This window comes from Arcicella rigui, assembly GCF_034929435.1.
Taxonomy (GTDB): Bacteria; Bacteroidota; Bacteroidia; order Cytophagales; family Spirosomataceae; genus Arcicella; species Arcicella rigui.
In genome coordinates, this window is the sequence record NZ_JAYFUM010000003.1 from 127,649 (window position 1) to 147,009 (window position 19,361).

Consider the following 19,361-nt stretch of genomic DNA (forward strand, 5'->3'; position numbering starts at 1 on the left):
TCTTGATTTTTTAAAAAGAAGCCTTTTCTAAGCTTAGAAAAGGCTTTCCTGAATTCAATTACATATCTTCAATTCTGAACAAGTGCATGGGCATAATGTGTGGGTCTAATTCGATAAAATTACTTTCGCCACGCCATACATATTTATTACCTGTTAATAAATCATGCACCAAGTACTCTTGGTCTGGATGTTTATAAATCAAATTTAACGGTACTTTCACTACACCACTTTGTGTTGTACTTGGATTAAGATTGACTACACACAAAATCCTGTTGCCGTTTGGATGCGTTTTTAAATATGCCAATACATTATCATTCTGAATATCACAGAAAGTAATGTTATTGGTTCTTTGTAAAGCTGAGTTTTCCTTACGGGCTTTGTTGGTTAAGCGGATAATATGAGTGAGTTTATTCTCCATTTGCCAATCCCAATGTCTGATTTCGTATTTTTCAGAGTTTTTGTATTCTTCTTTTCCTCCATTACCTTCACTAATCATGTACTCATAAACTGGGCCAAAAACGCCATAGTTTGATGACAAAGTAGCTGCCATGAAGTAACGAATGATAAACATTGGTTCTAAACCTGTTTGTAAACACCAAGGCAAAATATCGTGTGTATTTGGCCAAAAGTTTGGTCGCATATACAAACTTTGTTCTGTTTTTGTCAATTCATTCATATAGCCTATTAACTCTGCTTTTGTATTTCGCCAAGTATAATAAGTATAAGAATGTGTATAACCCAGTTTTGCCAATTGAGCCATTACTTTTGGCTTGGTAAATGCCTCAGCCAAGAAAATCATATCAGGATATACCGCTTGTACTTCGGCAATTACCCATTCCCAAAAGCCAAAAGCTTTGGTATGCGGATTGTCCACACGGATAATTCTGATTCCCCAATCAGCCCAAGTCATAATTACTTCTTTCAATTCTTCCCAAAGTCCCTGCCAGTTTTCTGACTCAAAATTGATGGGATAAATGTCTTGGTATTTTTTGGGTGGATTTTCTGCATATTGAATAGTGCCATCTGGGCGAATTTTAAACCACTCTGGATGTTCTTTTGCCCAAGGGTGGTCGGGAGAACATTGGATGGCTAAGTCCATCGCCAATTCTATATCCATTGATTGACAAGTGGCAATCAGATGTTTTAAATCGTCTAAAGTTCCTAATTCTGGTAAAATAGCTGTATGTCCACCTAATTCAGAACCGATACCATAAGGTACGCCTGGTTCGCCTTCTTGACAAGTAGTGCTATTATTTTTTCCTTTTCTGAATTGTTTTCCAATCGGATGAATTGGCGGCACATAAAGTACATCAAAACCCAGTGACTTGAGACGAGGTAATACATTTTCTTCAACATCTTTGAATGTTCCGTGTGTATTTACTTTGCTTGAAGCCGAACGTGGAAACATTGAATACCAAGATGAGAAAGCCGCTTTTTCACGGTCAACCCAAAGTTTTAGGGTTTTGTAGCCACTAACATTTTGCTTATCAGGATACTGATGAATCCATTCACGCATTTGGTTGCTTGTGGCAATGGCAACAGCTTCATGATAAGCCTCTTTATCTCTGAAAATTTTAGCATAAGATTTTAAAGTTGCTTTGTCTTCTTTGTTAGCCACTTTTGCCATTTTATCTAAAATATTCGCACCAACCAGCAATTCTACATTTACTTGTTGTCCGTCTTTGATTTTCATTTCAATTTCGTGTTCCCAAGTAGCTGAATGGTCAACCCAAGCTTCGATGGTATAGCTATAAAGTCCGTTTTTATTTACTTCAAAAGAAGCTTCGAAGCGGTCATTATTGACAAAATTCATGGTTTTCTCTGTCCAAGTTTCATCACTTGAATACTTGTAGAGTAGGCGAGCGGCAAGTACATCGTGTCCGTCCAGAAAAATATCTGCTTCAACCCTAATGGTATCGCCGACAAATGCTTTTACGGCAAAACGTCCTGCGTCTAATTCAGGGCTTACGTTTTCGATAATTACCCTTTGTTGTCCTTGAATTGTTTTAGGAATCATTATTGTATATTAAAAATGGTTAAAAATGTATTTTCAAAAGTCAAATATAGATAGTTTGGTTTTAATCAATAATAAAAAAAACGCACACAAAATGTATTTTTTTCGTTCAAATAAGCTATTTTTTTTTTAAATTCACAGTGTAGCCAATTATAATATGATATAATGTGCAGTTATTTTATTATTCCACAAAATAATTGTACTTATTGATGAAATAAAAATTAAGTAGTAAAAATTAAACCTGAAATTTATAAAAATGAACGCCGTGAAAAAGATCATTGCTTGTTTCGCCATTTCTGTATTGGTCAATGCCAATAGTTTCAGTCTTCCGCTAAGTGAAGATACACCAAGTGTCTTAGTGGAGGAAGGGTATGCTCGTTATTATTCTGCTAATCTCAGAAGTAAGTTTACCTCATCGGGTGAGAAATATGATGATTCTCAATTGACTGGGTCGCACTCAAGGTATCCCATCAATACCATCGTGAAGGTAACAAATTTGGAAAATAATCTCTCCGTTCAGGTTAGAATTAATGATGTTTGTAAATGTGATGGACAAGACCCTGTAATTAACCTTTCAAAAGAAGCTGCTAACCGTTTGGGTATGATGGCAACAGGGAAGGCAATGGTACGTTTGGAAGTTGTTTCTTCTCCGAGTATTTATGGTAGTCCGTATGAAAATCCTTCAGCTACCACAAAAGTAGGCGAAAGCAACTATGGTAATGGAAGAGTAGTTTTTTCAAAGGAAAATGATAAGAATTATATGGATGGCTTGAACCTTGTTACTCCATCAAACCCAAGTTTTATTTCTCCTGACAACAATTTTGCACCAGATAGAACTTATGATATTTATGGTGTAGAGAAATTTCCGAAAGGGTATGGTGTACAAGTAACAGCTTTATCTTCTTTGAATTCTGTACAAGATTTGTATGATGCTCTGATTAAATTAGGCATTCCGAAAGAACAAATCTTTATTCAAGTACTTCAAAAAGATAATGCTAAAGTGTATAGAGTACTCTTTGGTGAGTTTTACACTAAGGAAATTGCAATGGAAAAAAATCTATGGATTTCGCAATTTGGTTACAGAGGAGTTATTAGAGCTCATTACAACCTTTAAACTTTCCAGTTTTCAAATAAATGGTCTGTTGAAAATTTCAACAGACCATTTATTTTTTAGGCTTTGGATGATTTGATGAGATACAAACCAATAAAAGTAATAGCTCCATTTACCAATAGTTTTTCAAAACCAAATTGGTAGCCATTCAACCATTCTTTTGAATTGATGTCGATGATGTAGGTAAGTACTGGTGCTACAATACAGATATAAGGCACAAATTTGTCTTTAACGGGTGTATTGGTGAAAAGCCCAAACGAAAATAAACCTAAAAGTGGCCCATAAGTATAACCCGCAATATTAAAAACTGTTGAAATAATAGACTGACTACTCAAGGCATTGAAAACCAGAATGATGATAAAAAACAGTGCGGAAAAACCTAAATGGGTATAATGTTTGATAGAATTTTTTTGTTTTTCTTCGTATTGCTCAATTTTCATAAAATCAATACAGAAAGCCGTAGTGAGTGCTGTAAGGGCGGAGTCGGAACTGGCATAAGTAGCGGCTGTAATACCCAATAAAAATGTAATAGCAGCCAGTATGCCAAATTCGCCACCTAAAGCCAATTTTGGATACAATAAATCTGTTCTTTCAGGAATCTGGAAACCGATTTTATCGGCATAAATATATAGCAAAGCTCCAAGGCTTACAAACATGAGCGTTGTGACAGCGAAAGTGCAACAAAACCAAAACATATTTTTTTGAGCTTCACCGATATTTTTACAAGTAAGATTTTTCTGCATTAAATCTTGGTCGAGACCAGTCATTACAATGGCGATAAAAATACCTGCAACAAAATCTTTACTGAAATGATGTTTGTAAGAAAAATCATCAAAAAAGAACATTTGCGAGTACTTACTTTGTTGGATGGTAGTGATGAGTTCGCCAAAGCCTAAATCTAATTTGTTGGCAATTAATACAATGGTAAGAACCAGTGCCGTGAGGAGGAAGAACGTTTGGAGTGTATCAGTAACAATAATTGTTTTTACACCGCCACGATAAGTGTAAACCCAAATTAAAGCGATAGTCACTATTGCTGAAACCCAAAAAGGAATATTCCAAGCATCAAAAATCGCTAATTGTAGTACTTGCACTGCCAAAAAGAGTCTGGCAGCCGAGCCTAAAGTACGTGCTAATAAAAAAAATGCTGAACCCGTTTTGTATGAAACTTTGCCCAAGCGTTTATCCAAATAAGTGTAAATAGAAATTAAGTTCAAACGATAATATAATGGCAACAAAACAGTTGCAATTACAAAATATCCGACTAAATTGCCTAAGATAATTTGATAATAGGAAAGTGATACTTTTCCGACATCTCCGGGAACAGAAATAAACGTTACACCAGAAATAGAAGTACCAATCATTCCGAAAGCCACCAACCACCACGGCGATTGTTTATTGGCAGTAAAGAAAGCATTGGTATCGGCTCCCTTCGAGGTGAAGTGAGCAACAACAATAAGCATTAGAAAATAAAGGGCTAAAATTCCAAAAGCTATTCCAGTAGTCATAAATTTGAGTGATTCAGTTTTGTGAACATCAAATTTGATATTTTTTGTTAAATTTGCTATCAATTTAAAAGATAAATATTTTTACAAATGCGACCATTTGAACAATTTGAAGAAGAAGTTGATGTTTTGGAGGAAGTTATTGATGTCGAACAAAATGACCTTGTGGTTTATAACGACGATGTAAACACTTTCGACTTTGTGATTGAAACGCTTATTGACGTATGCGGTCACACGCCAGAACAAGCCGAACAATGTACTTTATTGATTCATTTCAAAGGGAAATGTGCTGTGAAGAAAGGTACTTTTGAAGAACTTGCTCCGATGAGAAATGACATTTGTCGTAGAGGTATTTCTGCGGAGGTGGTTTAATTTTTTTGATTTGTTATTTTCACTTCGCAATCCCCCCATTTAAACGCTTGAATTACCCATCCAAACTCATAGAAAATGCCGTAGAGGAAATCTCAAAATTGCCGGGTATCGGAAAAAAAACGGCTTTGAGAATGGCTCTACATTTATTGAAACGAGACGAAAAGCAAACACTTCAGCTTTCGGAAGCAATGGTGGCTATGAGAACCAAAACTCAGTACTGCCAACAATGCCATAATATTTCGGATGAAGTGCTTTGTGCTATTTGCTCGAACCCAAAACGTGATGAATCTGTTGTCTGTGTAGTTGAAGATACTCGTGATGTATTGGCCATCGAAAACACTTCTCAGTTCAGAGGATTGTATCATGTTTTAGGCGGTATCATTTCTCCTTTAGAAGGAATTGGCCCAGCAGATTTAAAAATTGATTCTTTGATTAATAGAATAACACTTCATCAAGACAAAGAATCAGCGATTAAAGAAGTGATTTTAGGGCTTAGTCCTACAATGGAAGGAGACACTACGGCGTTCTATCTTACAAAGCGTTTAAAACCGCTGAACGTAAAAATTACAACCATTGCCAGAGGTATTCCAATTGGTGGAGATTTAGAGTATGCCGACGAAATTACTTTGGGAAGAAGTATCGTCAGTAGAATTGTTTATGAATAAAATCGTTAACCTAATTTACATTTCAAAATAACAAAATCCATGAACCGTAAAAATTTCTTAAAGACAACCTTAGCTTCTGCTTTCGCTTTGTCGGGTTTGAATGCCTTTAGTTTTTCTTTCAAAAGAAGCTATAACGATAGATTACCAAAATTGACGCTTGACGAACAAATGCTTGAGTCAGCTCCTTTTACTTTGGCCGCATTACCTTATGCTCCTGAAAGTTTAGAACCAAATATTGATAAACTTACCATGGAGATTCACCATGGTCGTCATCACAAAGCTTATGTTGATAATTTGAATAAAGCAGTTGTAGGAACACTGTATGAAAAACTATCGCTTTGGGATTTGTTGAAAGAAGCAGGAAAAGCTCCAGCAGTCATTCGTAATAATGCAGGCGGACACTGGAATCATACTTTTTTCTGGAATGTAATGTCTCCAAAAGGCGGAGGTACTCCTAAAGGTACTTTAGCTGACGAAATCACTAAAACGTTTGGTTCATTCGATAAATTCAAAGAAGAATTTGCAAAAGCTGGTACTGGTCGTTTTGGTTCTGGTTGGGCTTGGTTAATTGTTCAAGACGGAAAATTAGTTATCACTTCAACGCCAAATCAAGATAATCCTTTGATGGACGTAGCCGAGAAAAAAGGAACGCCAGTTTTAGGTTTAGACGTTTGGGAACACGCTTATTATTTAAAATATCAAAATAAACGTGCTGATTATATCGCTGCTTTCTGGAATGTTGTGAACTGGGAAGCTGTGGCAAAAAATTACGAAAACGCTGTAAAGTAAAAAACGGTGATGTTGTTCGTGAAAACGACAACACAAAAGCCATTCTTACAAATATCATTTCATATTACTACTATACTTTCTCTTTGCTTTTTCAAGAGAAAGTATAGTTTTTTCTATTGTAAGCAAATCTAATTTTTCTTACAAAATCATTTTAATGCTTCAACAACAATGAATACAGAAATACTTCTTGACGAAATTCCTTCACTCGATTTAGCTGATTTTACTTCCGGAGACCCAAGCTTAAAAGCCAAGTTTGTCCAAGATTTGGGAAAGGCTTTTAATAATATTGGTTTCGTGGCGGTAAAAAATCATGGCTTAACTGATGTACATACCGAGAAACTTTATGAGGCAGTTCAAGCATTTTTTCATTCGCCAGATGAATTAAAACAGCAATATATTGTAGAAGGTATTGCAGGACAGAGAGGTTATGTAGCCAAAGGAAAAGAAACGGCAAAAGGATTTAAAGTTGCCGATTTAAAAGAATTTTATCATGTAGGTCAACCCAAAATAGATGATGGTGACCCCATTTGGGCTGAATATCCCGACAATGTTTTTCCTAAAGAATTTCCTGCTTTTGAAGAATACACCGTACTTACTTATCAGACTTTGCAAAATGCAGGGAAAAATCTGTTAAAAGCTATTGCTTTGTACTTAGAATTGCCAGAAGATTATTTTGAAGACAAAGTAAAAAATGGTAATTCAATCCTAAGAGCGATACATTATTTTCCGATTCCAAATCCTGATGAATTACCCGAAGGAGCAGTAAGAGCCGCCGCACATGGCGATATTAATTTGATTACTTTACTGATGGGAGCTTCGGCGGAGGGATTGGAAGTATTAAGAACCGATGGAAAATGGATTCCGATTACTTCATTACCTGATTATGTTGTGGTAAACGTTGGCGATATGCTCGACCGCCTGACGAATCATAAATTAAAATCAACCATTCACCGTGTGGTAAATCCACCAAAAGAAAAATTAGGTACTTCTCGTTTTTCAATTCCTTTCTTTATGCACCCACGTTCGGAAATGGATTTAACTTGTCTGGAAAGTTGTGTAGATGCTCTTCATCCTAAAATGTATGTTGACATGACGGCAGGAGAGTTTTTAAATGAAAGACTTATTGAATTAGGTCTAAAAAAATAAATTTCCCGACGATTATCTTTTCTTGAATTCCAAAACTCTATTATCGAAAAAGCCAAATGAAAAAAATCAGAAGAATTATTTTTCTTCAAGACGTTCTGATTCTTGCTTGTACCTCTTTTGGAGGCCCACAAGTGCATTTGGCGATGTTTATTGAGCGATTTGTGAATAAAAGAAATTACTTAACAGAGGAGGAATTACTCGAACTGCAAGCCCTTTGTGCTTTTTTGCCCGGACCAACTTCTACCCAGACGATAACCGCTTTGGGCTATAAAATAGGAGGCCCTAATTTGGCTTATCTAACGCTTTTGGTTTGGATTACGCCAGCAGTAGCCATTATGACAGCCGCCGCTTTTGGCATGACTTATTTACAAAATCGTGATATTATCCGTTTTATTCAGCCGATTGGTGTAGCCTTTATTATTCATGCTGGCTATGCTTTGGGGACTAAAGTAATCAAAAATACTTCTGGCGTTTTGTTGATGATGGTTGCGGCGATGTTTGCTTTTTACTTTCAATCTCCGTGGGTTTGTCCGATTGCACTAATTATTGGGGGTACTTATACCGCTTTAGATTATAAAGACTATCCAGCCCAAACCAAACATAAAATGGTGATTCCGTGGGCAAATTTTCATCTTTTTTGGGCTTTTTTGTTGTTTTTAGCCGTTTTAGGACATTTTACAGATTACGAACCGATTCGTCTTTTTGAAAATTTTTATCGAAATGGCAGTTTGGTTTTTGGCGGAGGACAAGTACTTGCACCGATTCTTTATACCGAATTTGTAGAATTTAAGCACCTCGTTCGGGCTGATGATTTTTTAACGGGTATGGCTCTTTCACAGGCATTGCCCGGGCCTGTTTTTGCTCTTACTTCTTATTTGGGAACTTTAGTGATGAAAAACGGTACTTGGTGGGAACAATTATTAGGCAGTGCGGTCGGGGCAGCAGGTATTTTTTTGCCGGGAACGTTCTTGATTTTCTTTGTTTATAGAATTTGGGGACAACTGAAACAATACAGAGGAATTCGTGCATCTTTAGAAGGAATCAACACCACTTCAATCGGCTTGACTTTGGCGGCGGCGGTTACTTTTTTAGTGCCAATGGTAAAACAAGTAGATATTATCGGTATCGCTACGGTTCTGGCTACTTTGGTATTGATTCAATTTACCAAAATTCCAAGTTTCTTTATTTTCTTGGGCGGACTGGCTCTTGGTTTTGTTTTTGGATTTTTGGTTTAATTTAAAGCAATCGGATTTCGGTCATCGGATTTCAGATTTATTTTCTTAAAATAATTTCACTTTATCCGAAATCTCCAATTGTAAAACCTTTCATATAGTCCTAACTATTAACTGATAAATAGTATTGAAAGATTTAATTAATTCGGATTTGGTATTTTTGATTTCGGGAAAAGGGATAAAGTAGTAATAAAAAAACATTTTTCATAATGCTGAAATCCGACATCCGAAATCAAAAATTTGACAATCCTTCGTACAGCCATAACTCATAATTAATAATTCATATTTCAAAAATGTCTTTTCTTAAAACTCAATGGGTTTTCACCAGTAATTTTCTTAAAAATTCTATTGAAATAAGACAAACTCTCAAAACCACATTCAAAACAGGCTTCTGTAACATTTTTATCAATCAAGAGTAATCTTTTGGCTTGGTTGATTCTGTAATGATTCAAAAATTCAGTAAAAGTAAGTCGAGTCATTTTTTTGAAATATCTACAAAAAGCAGCTTTGCTCAAATTACTTAAATTAGCTACTTCATCTACTTCAATTTTTCGGTGAAATTGTTCATCAATAAACAAATACACTTTCTTGAGTCGTTCTTGTTCTCTTTTATTATGTTGGTTTTCGTAAGGTTTTGTGTGAAGTAAAATATATTCTTCACTTTGGGCTAATAATTGGAGGAGGCTGAGTACTTCTAAAAACTGCTCGAAAGTTGATAAAGTATGAATTTTCTTTAATCGTTTCCCTACGATTCCTTTGATATTTTCGCCAAAAACAATTCCATATTTCGATAATTCAAAAAGTTTAGCAATACTTCTCAGTTCGGGCGTATCTCCCAAAGCATTTTTCAGAAAATCTTCCTGAATATGAAGTACTACTTTTTCGTAGTCGGTTTTTACGCCGTAATCAAAATTGAGATGTGGAATATACGAGCCTATAAAAGCCAAATCACTTCCTTCAAATCGTGCAATATGCTCGCCCACGTGTCTGTTTCCATTTGCTCCGTCGATAAAAACTAATTCAAATTCTGGATGAAAATGCCAAAAGAAAAAGTCATTGAGTCGTGGATTGAGCATCAATCGGAACGAACTGTTTTCGTCGGGCGTAATTTCTTCAAATTCTGTCTTCATTTTGGCTATTATTGATTTTTAATATTTAAAATTATAGATATTATATCAATATTGTTCAAATTATGGGCATTATTTTGGTAGAAATTACCTTTGGAATTGCTGTAAATTTGTATAAAAATATTTATTTAAAATATAACATAATATGGAAATTAAAGAAGCAATCCCAACCATGACTCCAACGATGATGCCAAATATGGCTCACCAAGAAATCCCTGGAAATCCTTCAACGGCTACCAGTAGCCAATTGAAACTCAGAACCAGTATTGCAGACGGAAAACCATTAAAAGTATTGAGCGAAGCTGATTGGGAGTTTTGGATTACTAATGGTTATGTAATTGTAAAAAATGCAGTACCACGTGAACAAGCTTTGAAAACGGCTGAATTTATTTGGGAGTTTGAAGAAAAAGACCCTAACGACCCAAGTACTTGGTACACACCACCAAGAGCCGAAATGAAAATGAAAGAGCTGACTGGAACAGGAATGGTAGAAGTGTATAACAATCAGCATTTATGGAATAACCGCCAGACGCAAAGAGTATATGATGCTTTCACGGATATTTGGGGAACAGAAAAACTGTGGGTGACTATCGACCGTGCAAATTTGAATTTCCCACTTCGTCCTGATTTTCAATACAAAGGTTTTATTCATTGGGACTATGACCCAGAAACAAAACCACAAAATGTACAGGGAGTACTGGCACTTGCCGACCAAACAGATGAAAATATGGGCGGTTTTCAATGTATTCCAGAATTGTTCAGAACGTATGATACATGGAAATTGACGCAACCAGAAGATAGAAACCGTTTTAAACCAGACATTACAGGTTTTGAAGATAAATTGGTAAAAGTAAAATTAGAAGCAGGTGATTTATTGATTTTCAATAGTAGTCAACCGCATGGTATTCGTCCAAACAAAAGTGAAGACAAAGTACGGATTGCACAATATATTTCGATGATGCCAGCCGAAGAAGAGAATGAGCCAATGCGAGATTGGAGAGTGAATTCATGGAAAAATAGAATTGCTCCAGAAGGTTACGCTTTCCCGGGCGACCCAAGAAACTGGGAACAAACCAAATACGATACGGCAGAATTAAATGATTTAGGAAAGAAAATCTTAGGCTTAGAAAAATGGTAGATTCTGGTAAGCAAGTTTATACGACTCTCAACAATGGTATAAAAATGCCATTGTTGGGGCTTGGAGTATATGATATGTATAACAATGAAGCAGAACAAGCGGTGGATTGGGCTTTGAAAATGGGTTATCGACTGATTGATACGGCTTCGATGTATGAAAATGAAATAGAAATTGGCAATGCGATTCGACAGAGTAGCGTAAAGCGAGAAGATATTTTTCTGACAACGAAAGTCAATAATTCAGAGCAAGGATATGACCAGACGCTGAGGGCTTTTGAAAACAGTTTGAAAAAACTGGATTGCGAGTACATTGATTTATACTTGATTCATTGGCCATTGAAAGAAAGCCGAAAGAATACATGGAAAGCTTTGGAATATTTGTACGAAACCAAGCAAGTGAGAGCAATAGGCGTAGCCAATTATCTTTTACCATTTCTGGAAGAATTGAGTACTTATGCCAATGTTGTTCCTGCGGTGAATCAGATTGAACTGAGTCCTTATTTATTTCAAAAGTCATTTTTAGAATTTTGTAAGACGCAAGGCATTCAGCTACAAGCTTATACGCCTTTGGTACGTGGACAACGTTTCAATGATACTCGTTTGTTGGAATTAAGTAAGAAGTATTACAAAACACCTGCTCAAATAATACTTAGATGGGCAATCCAGCATGGTATTTCAGCCATTCCAAAATCGGTGAATCCCATTCGTTTACAAGAAAATTTTCAAATTTTTGATTTTGAAATTTCAGCAAACGATATGGAATGGATGGATACTTTTGATGAAAACCTAAGAGTAGTAGAAGACCCAATGGAATTGTTGTAATGTAGTAATTAGTATTTTAAGTGTCAGTTTATTAGTGATTTGTAATATTTTAAAATAATTCACAACTCATAATTATTTACCCCCCAAACTATGAAAAAGAATTTATTCACTTTTGTTATTTTATTTTTGATGTCTGCCCTTGCGATGGCACATCCCAAACACCCAGCTGGCAAAGTACTTCGTCATGTAGTGATTTTTAAATTTAAAGAAAGTAGTTCTGCCGAGGACGTAGAAAAAGTAGCCCAAGCTTTTGCGAACTTGAAAAAGCAAATTAAAGAAGTAAAAGCTTTTGAATGGGGCATCAATAACAGCCCCGAACATTTCGATCAAGGCTTTACGCATTGTTTTGTACTTACTTTTGCCAATGAACACGATAGAGATGTAGTTTACCAAAAACATCCTGCACATCAGGCCTTTCAAGAAATTTTGAAACCACACATGGATAAAGTATTTGTGGTGGATTATTGGACGAAGTAAAAAAAGGATTTTTCTGGAAGACAATATTTTCTCCATGATGAGTGTTAAATACTCATTATGGAGAAAATATTGTTTTGTATATTAGTATATTACATCTTTTTATTTATCGTAAATGGTTAATCTTTTTTGAAAATTTTAACACTAATCACCAATTACTATTTACTAATTTCTTCTTAATACAAGCCTAATTATTTTAAACCCAATAACTATACAATGAAACAAAACATTGTCCTCTGTCTATTCAGCCTAATTTTTTTTGTGCAGACTGGTTTCACACAAATTAAACAACAAAAACAAACGATTAGCTCTAAAATTGAGCAAGTTACAGTTTTCACCAATGGAGCTCAAGTAAGTCGAAAGGCAAAAGCGACGCTACAAGCTGGAAAAACAGAATTAGTTTTTTCAGGAATTTCCCCCAACATTGATGTACAAAGTATTCAAGTAAAAGGCTTCGGTAATTTTACCATTTTGTCGGTGATTCATCAAACTAATTTTCTGAACGAGCAAAAAAGGAGAGAAGAGACTTCAACTTTGGAAAACCAACAAGTAAATCTAATAGTAAAATTAAGAGTAGAAAAAAGTATGCTGGCTGTTTTCAAAAATGAAGAAACTATGCTTACGAAAAATCAATCAATTGGTGGCATTAACACAGGGGTAAAAACAGCCGATTTAAAAGAAGCGGTTGATTTTCAGAGAAGTAGGCTTTCGGAAGTATTGATAAAACAAATTGAGTATGAAAAGAATATTCAAAAAATAGATAGCAGTATTCACGCAATTGATAATCAGTTAGGAGCTTTAAATAATAACACTTCCTTTGCGACCAGTGATATCTTGGTAACCGTTTCAGCTAAAGAAATAGCTAATGCTTCTTTCGACCTTAGCTATTTTGTCAAGAATGCAGGCTGGTTTGCTACTTATGATTTAAGAGTAAAAGACATTAGTAACCCGATAGATTTATCACTGAAAGCCAATGTTTATCAAAGTTCTGGAGAAGATTGGAAAGATGTAAAATTAACAATTTCAAACGGAGACCCAACAGAAAGTGGAGTAGCTCCTAATTTAGAACCTTGGTATTTGAGTTTAGTACAGACTAAAACGCTGGCTTTTAGTGCACCAATGATTTTTGATGGCAACGAAGTGTCAGGTAAAGTAACAGAAAAGGGTACAGATTTACCTTTGCCCGGTGTGATGATTAATGTAAAAGGTACTACCATTGGTGCTTCAACGGACTCTGAAGGAAATTATCATTTGAAAATTCCAGAAAATGCACAGTTTTTAGTTTTCAACTTTGTTGGTTATAAAAAGCAAGAAGTGCCTATTAATAATAAAACGATAAACGTAGCTTTAGAGGAGAATTATCAAGCTCTTCAAGAAGTAGTAGTTGTAGGTTATGGTGAAAGAAATAAAAAAGCAGTTTGGAGTATGGCAGCTCCTCCTTTAGAAGTAAAAGAAAAGTATCAACCGACAACGCTAACTTTTGAAATTGAAGTTCCTTATACGATTTTAAATGATGGGAAAGTATATAGTGTAGATATTAAAAATCAATCTGTTCCAGCTTTGTACGAATACTTTGCTGTTCCAAAATTAGAGAAAGATGCTTTTCTAACAGCTAAGTTAATAGATTGGCAAGATCTTAATTTATTGGAAGGTGAGGTGAATATTTATTTAGAAGGAGCATATTTAGGAAAGTCTATCTTAGATGTTCGTAATGCAGGCGATACACTGAATATTTCTTTGGGGAGAGATAAAGCGATTGTTGTTGAACGCAAAAGACTAAAAGAGTTTAGTGGTAAACAATTTTTGAGTAATTATAAAACAGAAAATAGAGGTTTTGAAATTAGTGTTAGGAACAATAAACAACAAAGTATCAATATCGTTATTCAGGACCAATTCCCGATTTCAACAACCAAAGAAATCAGCGTAAATGAACAAGAGTACAAAGATGCTACCTTGGACGAAGAAAGTAAAATACTTACTTGGAAATACCAACTACCAGCAAAGCAAGAGAAAAAGCATATTTTAAAGTACAGTGTAAAATATCCTAAAAATCAAACACTTACGCTTGAGTAAAACAAAAAAGGTATTGTTCAAATTTGAACAATACCTTTTTTGTTTATAGAGTTACATTGATTAAGTAATCAATAATTTGAAATTCTAATCACCAATCACTATTAACTAATCACTTCAATAATCCCAAGAGATATTTTCCATATCCACTTTTGACAAGCGGTTCAGCTACTTTTCTGAGTTGCTGTTCATCAATGAACCCCATTCTGTAAGCTACTTCTTCAATACAACCTACTTTTAGACCTTGTCTTTCTTCAATGACTTGTACAAATTGTCCTGCTTGCATCAATGAAACAAACGTTCCAGTATCTAACCAAGCTGTTCCTCTGTTCAACACACCTACTTTCAATTTTCCTTGTTTCAAGTACTCTTTGTTTACGTCTGTGATTTCATATTCACCTCTTGGCGAAGGAGCGATATTTTTGGCAATTTCAACGACTGAGTTGTCATAGAAATACAAACCAGGAACTGCATAATTTGATTTTGGTTCTACTGGTTTTTCTTCAATAGAAAGTACATTAAAATCATCGTCAAACTCTACTACGCCATATCTTTCAGGGTCGTGTACTTGGTAAGCATACACTACACCACCTTCTGGGTCGTTGTTTGCTTGTAGCAATTTGCTTAACCCACTTCCATAAAAGATATTATCTCCTAATACTAAAGCTACTTTATCATCTCCGATGAATTCTTCCCCAATGACAAAAGCCTGAGCTAAACCATTGGGTAGAGGCTGTTCTGCATATTCAAATCTACAACCCACTTGTGAACCATCTCCCAAAAGTTTTTTGAAATGAGGTAAATCGTGTGGAGTAGAAATAATTAAGATTTCACTAATACCTGCCAACATGAGAATTGAGAGGGGATAGTAAATCATTGGTTTATCGTAAACAGGCATTAATTGTTTACTAACAGCAAGAGTAAGTGGATGAAGTCGAGTACCAGACCCACCAGCAAGAATAATTCCTTTCATGATTTCTTATCGGTTTGAATACATTGAATCGTAATATTTCTGATAGTTCCCAGAAGTGACATTATCGAGCCATTCTTGGTTATTCAAAAACCAATCGACAGTTTTCTCAAGCCCTTCTTCAAATTGTAAAGAAGGTTTCCAGCCCAATTCATTCATGATTTTGGTAGCGTCGATAGCATATCTAAGGTCATGTCCAGCACGGTCAGTGACATAAGTAATGAGTTGCTCCGAAGTACCTTCAGGTCTTCCGAGTTTGCTGTCCATGGTTTTACAAACTAATTTAACGATGTCAATATTTTTCCATTCGTTAAATCCACCGATATTGTAAGTTTCGCCGAGAACACCATTATGGAAAACCGTATCAATAGCTCTTGCATGGTCAACGACAAACAACCAGTCTCTTACATTTTCACCTTTTCCATAAACAGGGAGAGGTTTATTGTGTAAGATATTATGAATCATTAAAGGCAATAATTTCTCTGGGAAATGATTGGGGCCGTAGTTATTCGAGCAGTTAGTGACAACAATGGGTAATTTATAAGTATTACCATAAGCTCTTACAAAGTGGTCAGATGAAGCCTTAGACGCAGAGTATGGCGAGCGAGGGTCATAAGGAGTAGTTTCCGTAAAGAAATCTTCTGGATTATGTAATTCACCATATACTTCATCAGTAGAGACATGATAAAATCTTTTTCCTTCATATCCTGCTTCTTTCCAAGTATTTTTGGCAGCATTAAGGAGGTTGCAAGTACCTACGACATTAGTCATGACGAAAGCCATTGGTTCAGTAATTGACCTATCGACATGTGACTCAGCGGCTAAGTGAATGACGCCATCAAATTGGTGTTTTTCAAAGAGTTGGTTGATGAAATCAGCATCGACAATATCTCCTTTGACAAAGGTATAATTAGGCTCATTCTCAATATCGCTCAAATTAGCCAAATTGCCAGCATACGTTAATTTATCCAAATTGAAAATCTGATAATCAGGATATTTAGTAACAAATAGTCTGACAACGTGCGAGCCTATGAATCCTGCTCCGCCTGTAATAAGTAGTTTCTTCATTGCGTCTCTGGAGTTTTATGTAATATTTTACTTACTTTTTTCTACTAATACTTTTTGCCAATTCCAAGCATCGCCTAAAGCCTCTGTAAGCGTTTTTTCAGCTTTCCAGCCCAATACTTCATTAGATTTTGTACAATCAGCATAAACGGCAACTACGTCTCCGTCTCTTCTTGGTTGAATACTATAATCAACTTTCAAGCCAGTTGCTTCTTCAAATGCGTTAATGACATCTAATACTGAACTTCCTTGACCAGTTCCGATATTGAAGAAATCATAATATTTTCCTTCAGCTTGTTTCAATAATAAATCAAGTGCAGAAACGTGTGCTTTGGCTAAGTCAACTACGTGAATATAATCACGAATCGCAGTGCCGTCTGGTGTTGGGTAATCGTTTCCAAATACAGCTAATGGCCCTCTCAAACCTGCAACACTTTGCGTAAGGAAAGGAACAAGATTGGCAGGAACGCCCAAAGGTAATTCGCCAATCAATACACTATCATGAGCACCAATTGGATTAAAGTATCTCAATGAAATAGCATGAAAATTCTTTTCACTATTTACTGTATCTTTAATGATTTCTTCGCAAACTTGTTTGGTATTTCCGTAAGGAGACATAGCAGGTTGTACAGCCGAGTTTTCGGTTACTGGTAAAGAGTCTGGCTGTCCGTAAACTGTACATGAAGACGAAAACACTAAATTATTTACTCCATATTCCAGCATTTTTTGCAACATCAAAACCGTTGCTGAAATATTGTTTTTGTAATACTTTAGCGGATTTGCTACTGACTCTCCAACGGCTTTGTTGGCTGCAAAGTGAATAATTCCGTCAATTTTTTGTTCTGTGAATAAAGTGTCCCAAGTTGCGGCTTCAGAAATATCACCTTCATACAAAGTAACTGATTGCCCGATGATAGTTTCGATACCAGTGATAGCACTTTTTTCAGAGTTAGAAAAATTGTCAACGAGTACTGTCTCGTATCCAGCATTGTGAAGTTCAACTACTGTGTGTGACCCAATAAAGCCTGCACCGCCTGTTACTAAAATTTTCATATTTTGGAGTGAACCCAGTAAAGGGGAGTTTAATGTCATATTATACAAATGAAATAAAAAAACTTTATTTGAATAATAATGAGGTTGTGAAAAACAAATTTAGCATAAAGCCATTCTAAAACAAAAAATATATAAATCCTTTTTATCGAAGTGATTTAAGACTAAAATAAGCTTTTAACGAAATTTGTACTTTTGCATAAGTTATGTTATTTTTCAATAAAATTAAACGTGACAACATGAAACAATCAGAAATTAAAGCTTTGGTGTCTCTGCTCGAAGATGATGATAGTGAAATTTTAAACCTTGTTGAGTCTAAAATTAGGTCACTGGGTGGAAGTGTGATTCCTTATTTAGAAGATCGTTGGGAAGAATCTTCTTTAAGTCCGCTTGCTCAAAAGAAAATAGAAGATTTAATCCATGATTTGCAATACGAAGCTTTTGTACAAAGACTTTTAGATTGGAAACAAAAAGGTGCGGAGGATTTATTGGAAGGGATGTGGGCAATTGCCACTTACCAATATCCAGAACTTTCTTTAGAAAAGATTAAACAAGATTTACATCAAATTTATATTGATATTTGGACGGAATTTCGGGACAATATGCACCCAATGGACCAAATCAAAACCCTAAATTCAGTAATTTTTGGTAAACTAAAATTTGGTGCGAATACCAAACACTTTCACTCTGCCTCAAATTCGATGTTGAATGTGGTGTTAGAATCTAAGAAAGGGAATCCCATTTCATTGTGTGTTATTTACTTACTGATTGCTCAAAAACTAAATATGCCAATTTGGGGCGTAAATCTGCCAAATTTGTTTATACTTACTTACAAGTCTGAACAAATGCAGTTTTATATCAATGTTTTCAATCGTGGTTTGGTGTTTAGTAAAGTTGACATCGACAATTACATCACACAATTGAATATTCCTTCCAATGAAATTTTTTATCAACCTTGCTCAAACTTGGACATTATCAGAAGAGTACTCCGAAACCTAACTTTAGCTTTTGAAAAAGTAGGCGACGACGATAAGGTTCAGGAAATAGAAAGAGTTTTGAAGGAAATGATGAAGTAATTCAATTAGTAGTTGTGAAAACAAAATCATCTTGATAGAAAACCAAAAGCTCGTGTTCAGTCTTTAGTTTTCCTTCAATAAATATTTCTCCTTTTAGTTTGAATGGTTTTTCTTCAAATGGTTCGATGTAAATATTATCTTTAAAGGAAAGATTCTTTTTGCCATACCATTTGTATAAACTTTCTTTAGCACACCACAGAATACATAGTTTTTGGAGGTCGTTTTGGGCAAATTGTAATTCATTTTCCGACAAATACTTATGGGCTACTCTCAGAAGTTTGTCAGAAATCTTTTCAATGTCACAACCAACATCGTCTTTTAAATTTACAATTACTGCCGCATACTCATTAGTGTGTGAAAGAGAAATAAAAGCGTCGTGTTTGTGTAAGAAAGGATTTTTCTGTTCATCTTTCCCAATTCCATGAAAAGTTAAACCGAATTGTTGCATCGTGAATTTGGCACAAGTTCTACTTGCGAGCCATTCTAATTGTTTCACTGGATGAGTAACGCCTGAAATCTTTAATAAGTCTTCTTCTGCAATTCCGAGGTACTCCAGATAGAACGCTGAAGTTTCTTCGATTTTCCAAAGGCTTACAATACTTTTATTAGAAATGTTTTTACAAAAAATTATTGCCATTTAACTGTCCTGTAATTCAAAGCTATACAAGTCTTAGGACGGCTGTATGGCTTACGATTGTTGTCATTGGACACAAAATAAACTAATTTTGCTTAAATA

The 19,361-nt window shown here is 35.3% G+C and carries 18 protein-coding genes; 11 read left to right on the top strand and 7 right to left on the bottom strand.

Going from position 1 to position 19,361, the window contains the following annotated elements; all coding sequences use genetic code 11:
- Window positions 1-58: 58 nt before the first annotated feature.
- Window positions 59-2,017, bottom strand: coding sequence for an alpha-1,4-glucan--maltose-1-phosphate maltosyltransferase (locus tag VB248_RS02770; protein ID WP_323295205.1), 1,959 nt, complete (start codon window positions 2,015-2,017; stop codon window positions 59-61).
- A gap of 262 nt (window positions 2,018-2,279) precedes the next feature.
- On the opposite strand from VB248_RS02770, the gene VB248_RS02775 reads away from it, so the two are divergent.
- A complete protein-coding gene (locus VB248_RS02775) occupies window positions 2,280-3,128 on the top strand; it encodes a septal ring lytic transglycosylase RlpA family protein (RefSeq protein ID WP_323295206.1) in 849 nt (282 codons plus the stop codon).
- A gap of 56 nt (window positions 3,129-3,184) precedes the next feature.
- Here the strand turns inward: VB248_RS02775 and VB248_RS02780 are convergent, their stop codons facing one another.
- Complete coding sequence (locus VB248_RS02780; protein WP_323295207.1) at window positions 3,185-4,633, bottom strand: sodium:solute symporter; 1,449 nt, start codon at window positions 4,631-4,633, stop codon at window positions 3,185-3,187.
- A gap of 87 nt (window positions 4,634-4,720) precedes the next feature.
- Between VB248_RS02780 and VB248_RS02785 the strand changes: the two genes are divergently transcribed.
- From VB248_RS02785 to chrA, 5 genes are all read left to right on the top strand, one after another.
- Window positions 4,721-5,002 carry an ATP-dependent Clp protease adaptor ClpS gene (locus VB248_RS02785; RefSeq protein ID WP_323295208.1) on the top strand — a complete coding sequence of 94 codons (282 nt, stop codon included), beginning with the start codon at window positions 4,721-4,723 and terminating at the stop codon, window positions 5,000-5,002.
- Window positions 5,003-5,049: 47 nt separating this feature from the next.
- Window positions 5,050-5,667, top strand: a complete 618-nt coding sequence (gene recR, locus VB248_RS02790) for a recombination mediator RecR (protein ID WP_323295209.1) — start codon at window positions 5,050-5,052, stop codon at window positions 5,665-5,667.
- Window positions 5,668-5,706: 39 nt separating this feature from the next.
- The gene (locus tag VB248_RS02795) at window positions 5,707-6,456 is read left to right on the top strand and encodes a superoxide dismutase (RefSeq protein ID WP_407652843.1); all 750 of its coding nucleotides are present in this window, start codon (window positions 5,707-5,709) and stop codon (window positions 6,454-6,456) included.
- Between the two features lie 168 nt (window positions 6,457-6,624).
- Window positions 6,625-7,602: an isopenicillin N synthase family dioxygenase gene (locus VB248_RS02800; RefSeq protein ID WP_323295210.1), complete on the top strand. Its 978-nt coding sequence runs from the start codon at window positions 6,625-6,627 to the stop codon at window positions 7,600-7,602.
- A gap of 56 nt (window positions 7,603-7,658) precedes the next feature.
- Window positions 7,659-8,837, top strand: a complete 1,179-nt coding sequence (chrA, locus tag VB248_RS02805) for a chromate efflux transporter (protein ID WP_323295211.1) — start codon at window positions 7,659-7,661, stop codon at window positions 8,835-8,837.
- 284 nt (window positions 8,838-9,121) lie between these two features.
- Here the strand turns inward: chrA and VB248_RS02810 are convergent, their stop codons facing one another.
- Window positions 9,122-9,964: a helix-turn-helix transcriptional regulator gene (locus VB248_RS02810; RefSeq protein WP_323295212.1), complete on the bottom strand. Its 843-nt coding sequence runs from the start codon at window positions 9,962-9,964 to the stop codon at window positions 9,122-9,124.
- A 142-nt stretch (window positions 9,965-10,106) separates the two neighbouring features.
- Between VB248_RS02810 and VB248_RS02815 the strand changes: the two genes are divergently transcribed.
- The 4 genes from VB248_RS02815 to VB248_RS02830 all read left to right on the top strand — a co-directional run bounded on the left by VB248_RS02815 (window position 10,107) and on the right by VB248_RS02830 (window position 14,467).
- Window positions 10,107-11,099 (top strand): phytanoyl-CoA dioxygenase family protein, encoded by a 993-nt coding sequence (locus tag VB248_RS02815; protein WP_323295213.1) that lies wholly within the window; start codon window positions 10,107-10,109, stop codon window positions 11,097-11,099.
- The gene (locus VB248_RS02820) at window positions 11,093-11,920 is read left to right on the top strand and encodes an aldo/keto reductase (RefSeq protein WP_323295214.1); all 828 of its coding nucleotides are present in this window, start codon (window positions 11,093-11,095) and stop codon (window positions 11,918-11,920) included. Before VB248_RS02815 ends, VB248_RS02820 begins: the two co-directional genes overlap by 7 nt.
- Before the next feature lie 90 nt (window positions 11,921-12,010).
- Window positions 12,011-12,397 carry a Dabb family protein gene (locus VB248_RS02825; protein ID WP_323295215.1) on the top strand — a complete coding sequence of 129 codons (387 nt, stop codon included), beginning with the start codon at window positions 12,011-12,013 and terminating at the stop codon, window positions 12,395-12,397.
- A gap of 213 nt (window positions 12,398-12,610) precedes the next feature.
- Window positions 12,611-14,467 (top strand): DUF4139 domain-containing protein, encoded by a 1,857-nt coding sequence (locus VB248_RS02830; RefSeq protein WP_323295216.1) that lies wholly within the window; start codon window positions 12,611-12,613, stop codon window positions 14,465-14,467.
- A gap of 109 nt (window positions 14,468-14,576) precedes the next feature.
- Here the strand turns inward: VB248_RS02830 and rfbA are convergent, their stop codons facing one another.
- Genes rfbA through galE form a run of 3 tightly spaced genes read right to left on the bottom strand, consistent with a single transcriptional unit; the run spans window position 14,577 to window position 17,552 of the window.
- Window positions 14,577-15,437, bottom strand: a complete 861-nt coding sequence (rfbA, locus tag VB248_RS02835) for a glucose-1-phosphate thymidylyltransferase RfbA (protein WP_323295217.1) — start codon at window positions 15,435-15,437, stop codon at window positions 14,577-14,579.
- Window positions 15,438-15,443: 6 nt separating this feature from the next.
- On the bottom strand, window positions 15,444-16,502 hold the full coding sequence (gene rfbB / locus VB248_RS02840; protein WP_323295218.1) for a dTDP-glucose 4,6-dehydratase: 1,059 nt from the start codon (window positions 16,500-16,502) through the stop codon (window positions 15,444-15,446).
- Between the two features lie 27 nt (window positions 16,503-16,529).
- The gene (gene galE / locus VB248_RS02845; RefSeq protein WP_323295219.1) at window positions 16,530-17,552 is read right to left on the bottom strand and encodes a UDP-glucose 4-epimerase GalE; all 1,023 of its coding nucleotides are present in this window, start codon (window positions 17,550-17,552) and stop codon (window positions 16,530-16,532) included.
- Window positions 17,553-17,788: 236 nt separating this feature from the next.
- Here galE and VB248_RS02850 point away from each other — a divergent pair, with 236 nt between their 5' ends.
- Window positions 17,789-18,625: a transglutaminase-like domain-containing protein gene (locus VB248_RS02850; protein WP_323295220.1), complete on the top strand. Its 837-nt coding sequence runs from the start codon at window positions 17,789-17,791 to the stop codon at window positions 18,623-18,625.
- 1 nt (window position 18,626) lies between these two features.
- Here VB248_RS02850 and VB248_RS02855 read toward each other — a convergent pair whose 3' ends face one another.
- The gene (locus tag VB248_RS02855; RefSeq protein WP_323295221.1) at window positions 18,627-19,262 is read right to left on the bottom strand and encodes a 4'-phosphopantetheinyl transferase family protein; all 636 of its coding nucleotides are present in this window, start codon (window positions 19,260-19,262) and stop codon (window positions 18,627-18,629) included.
- Window positions 19,263-19,361 lie beyond the last annotated feature (99 nt).

Coding starts and splice junctions, on each gene's coding strand:
- VB248_RS02820 (WP_323295214.1), top strand. CDS start 11,093: ATGGTAGATTCTGGTAAGCAAGTTTATACGACTCTCAACAATGGTATA.
- VB248_RS02770 (WP_323295205.1), bottom strand. CDS start 2,017: ATGATTCCTAAAACAATTCAAGGACAACAAAGGGTAATTATCGAAAAC.
- VB248_RS02795 (WP_407652843.1), top strand. CDS start 5,707: ATGAACCGTAAAAATTTCTTAAAGACAACCTTAGCTTCTGCTTTCGCT.
- rfbA (WP_323295217.1), bottom strand. CDS start 15,437: ATGAAAGGAATTATTCTTGCTGGTGGGTCTGGTACTCGACTTCATCCA.
- VB248_RS02800 (WP_323295210.1), top strand. CDS start 6,625: ATGAATACAGAAATACTTCTTGACGAAATTCCTTCACTCGATTTAGCT.
- rfbB (WP_323295218.1), bottom strand. CDS start 16,502: ATGAAGAAACTACTTATTACAGGCGGAGCAGGATTCATAGGCTCGCAC.
- VB248_RS02855 (WP_323295221.1), bottom strand. CDS start 19,262: ATGGCAATAATTTTTTGTAAAAACATTTCTAATAAAAGTATTGTAAGC.
- VB248_RS02830 (WP_323295216.1), top strand. CDS start 12,611: ATGAAACAAAACATTGTCCTCTGTCTATTCAGCCTAATTTTTTTTGTG.
- VB248_RS02810 (WP_323295212.1), bottom strand. CDS start 9,964: ATGAAGACAGAATTTGAAGAAATTACGCCCGACGAAAACAGTTCGTTC.
- VB248_RS02780 (WP_323295207.1), bottom strand. CDS start 4,633: ATGACTACTGGAATAGCTTTTGGAATTTTAGCCCTTTATTTTCTAATG.
- VB248_RS02850 (WP_323295220.1), top strand. CDS start 17,789: ATGAAACAATCAGAAATTAAAGCTTTGGTGTCTCTGCTCGAAGATGAT.
- chrA (WP_323295211.1), top strand. CDS start 7,659: ATGAAAAAAATCAGAAGAATTATTTTTCTTCAAGACGTTCTGATTCTT.
- VB248_RS02825 (WP_323295215.1), top strand. CDS start 12,011: ATGAAAAAGAATTTATTCACTTTTGTTATTTTATTTTTGATGTCTGCC.
- VB248_RS02785 (WP_323295208.1), top strand. CDS start 4,721: ATGCGACCATTTGAACAATTTGAAGAAGAAGTTGATGTTTTGGAGGAA.
- VB248_RS02815 (WP_323295213.1), top strand. CDS start 10,107: ATGGAAATTAAAGAAGCAATCCCAACCATGACTCCAACGATGATGCCA.
- galE (WP_323295219.1), bottom strand. CDS start 17,552: ATGAAAATTTTAGTAACAGGCGGTGCAGGCTTTATTGGGTCACACACA.